Source organism: Enterobacter sp. BRE11, from assembly GCF_031844285.1.
In the GTDB taxonomy this organism is placed as follows: domain Bacteria; phylum Pseudomonadota; class Gammaproteobacteria; order Enterobacterales; family Enterobacteriaceae; genus Pantoea.
The window spans coordinates 1-3,073 of sequence record NZ_JAUZUX010000038.1 but is presented as its reverse complement, the minus strand read 5'-3'; the positions used below and the strand labels follow the sequence as shown (position 1 = coordinate 3,073).

Below are 3,073 nucleotides of genomic sequence, written 5' to 3'. Positions count from 1 at the left end.
TGCTCTTTAACAATCCGGAACAAGCTGAAAATTGAAACGACGCGCCGCGTTATTCCCCCGTAACAGGGAATAAAGGCAGCGCGTTCGAGTCTCTCAATAATCACATCCGCGACGTCGCAAGGCGCCTGTGGGTTGTGAGGTTAAGCGACTAAGCGTACACGGTGGATGCCCTGGCAGTCAGAGGCGATGAAGGACGTGCTAATCTGCGAAAAGCGCCGGCAAGGTGATATGAACCGCTACAGCCGGCGATGTCCGAATGGGGAAACCCAGTGTGTTTCGACACACTATCGCAGCATGAATACATAGTGCTGCGAGGCGAACCGGGGGAACTGAAACATCTAAGTACCCCGAGGAAAAGAAATCAACCGAGATTCCCCCAGTAGCGGCGAGCGAACGGGGAGCAGCCCAGAGCCTGAACCGGCCTGTGTGTTAGTGGAAGCGTCTGGAAAGGCGCAGGGTACAGGGTGATACTCCCGTACACGAAAGCACACGGGTCGCGAGCTCGATGAGTAGGGCGGGACACGTGGTATCCTGTCTGAATATGGGGGGACCATCCTCCAAGGCTAAATACTCCTGACTGACCGATAGTGAACCAGTACCGTGAGGGAAAGGCGAAAAGAACCCCGGCGAGGGGAGTGAAACAGAACCTGAAACCGTGTACGTACAAGCAGTGGGAGCCTCTTTGTGGGGTGACTGCGTACCTTTTGTATAATGGGTCAGCGACTTATATTCTGTAGCAAGGTTAACCGTATAGGGGAGCCGCAGGGAAACCGAGTCTTAACTGGGCGTTAAGTTGCAGGGTATAGACCCGAAACCCGGTGATCTAGCCATGGGCAGGTTGAAGGTTGGGTAACACTAACTGGAGGACCGAACCGACTAATGTTGAAAAATTAGCGGATGACCTGTGGCTGGGGGTGAAAGGCCAATCAAACCGGGAGATAGCTGGTTCTCCCCGAAAGCTATTTAGGTAGCGCCTCGTGAACTCATCTCCGGGGGTAGAGCACTGTTTCGGCTAGGGGGCCATCCCGGCTTACCAACCCGATGCAAACTGCGAATACCGGAGAATGTTATCACGGGAGACACACGGCGGGTGCTAACGTCCGTCGTGAAGAGGGAAACAACCCAGACCGCCAGCTAAGGTCCCAAAGTCATGGTTAAGTGGGAAACGATGTGGGAAGGCCCAGACAGCCAGGATGTTGGCTTAGAAGCAGCCATCATTTAAAGAAAGCGTAATAGCTCACTGGTCGAGTCGGCCTGCGCGGAAGATGTAACGGGGCTAAACCATGCACCGAAGCTGCGGCAGCGACGCGCAAGCGTTGTTGGGTAGGGGAGCGTTCTGTAAGCCGTCGAAGGTGTGCCGTGAGGCATGCTGGAGGTATCAGAAGTGCGAATGCTGACATAAGTAACGATAAAGCGGGTGAAAAGCCCGCTCGCCGGAAGACCAAGGGTTCCTGTCCAACGTTAATCGGGGCAGGGTGAGTCGACCCCTAAGGCGAGGCCGAAAGGCGTAGTCGATGGGAAACAGGTTAATATTCCTGTACTTGGTGTTGCTGCGAAGGGGGGACGGAGAAGGCTATGTTGGCCGGGCGACGGTTGTCCCGGTTTAAGCGTGTAGGCTGAGCATCCAGGCAAATCCGGATGCTCAAGGCTGAGGCGTGACGACGAGGCACTACGGTGCTGAAGCAACAAATGCCCTGCTTCCAGGAAAAGCCTCTAAGCATCAGGCAACACGAAATCGTACCCCAAACCGACACAGGTGGTCAGGTAGAGAATACCAAGGCGCTTGAGAGAACTCGGGTGAAGGAACTAGGCAAAATGGTGCCGTAACTTCGGGAGAAGGCACGCTGGCGCGTAGGTGAAGGGACTTGCTCCCGGAGCCGAGGCCAGTCGAAGATACCAGCTGGCTGCAACTGTTTATTAAAAACACAGCACTGTGCAAACACGAAAGTGGACGTATACGGTGTGACGCCTGCCCGGTGCCGGAAGGTTAATTGATGGGGTTATCCGCAAGGAGAAGCTCTTGATCGAAGCCCCGGTAAACGGCGGCCGTAACTATAACGGTCCTAAGGTAGCGAAATTCCTTGTCGGGTAAGTTCCGACCTGCACGAATGGCGTAATGATGGCCAGGCTGTCTCCACCCGAGACTCAGTGAAATTGAAATCGCTGTGAAGATGCAGTGTACCCGCGGCAAGACGGAAAGACCCCGTGAACCTTTACTACAGCTTGACACTGAACACTGGTCCTTGATGTGTAGGATAGGTGGGAGGCTTCGAAGCGTGGACGCCAGTCTGCGTGGAGCCGTCCTTGAAATACCACCCTTTAATGGCTGGTGTTCTAACGTAGGCCCGTAATCCGGGCTGCGGACAGTGTCTGGTGGGTAGTTTGACTGGGGCGGTCTCCTCCCAAAGCGTAACGGAGGAGCACGAAGGTTGGCTAATCCTGGTCGGACATCAGGAGGTTAGTGCAATGGCATAAGCCAGCTTGACTGCGAGAGTGACGGCTCGAGCAGGTGCGAAAGCAGGTCATAGTGATCCGGTGGTTCTGAATGGAAGGGCCATCGCTCAACGGATAAAAGGTACTCCGGGGATAACAGGCTGATACCGCCCAAGAGTTCATATCGACGGCGGTGTTTGGCACCTCGATGTCGGCTCATCACATCCTGGGGCTGAAGTAGGTCCCAAGGGTACGGCTGTTCGCCGTTTAAAGTGGTACGCGAGCTGGGTTTAGAACGTCGTGAGACAGTTCGGTCCCTATCTGCCGTGGGCGCTGGAAAACTGAGGGGGGTTGCTCCTAGTACGAGAGGACCGGAGTGAACGCACCGCTGGTGTTCGGGTTGTCATGCCAATGGCACTGCCCGGTAGCTAAGTGCGGAAGAGATAAGTGCTGAAAGCATCTAAGCACGAAACTTGCCCCGAGATGAGTTTTCCCTGACCCCTCGAGGGTCCTGAAGGGACGTTGAAGACGACGACGTTGATAGGCCGGGTGTGTAAGCGCAGCGATGCGTTGAGCTAACCGGTACTAATGACCCGTGAGGCTTAACCTTACAACGCCAGAGGCGTTTTGCGAGACGCGA

At 55.2% G+C, this 3,073-nt stretch carries 1 rRNA gene; it reads left to right on the top strand.

Going from position 1 to position 3,073, the window contains the following annotated elements:
- Positions 1-138: 138 nt before the first annotated feature.
- Positions 139-3,043 (top strand): 23S ribosomal RNA (locus Q9R34_RS21555).
- Positions 3,044-3,073 lie beyond the last annotated feature (30 nt).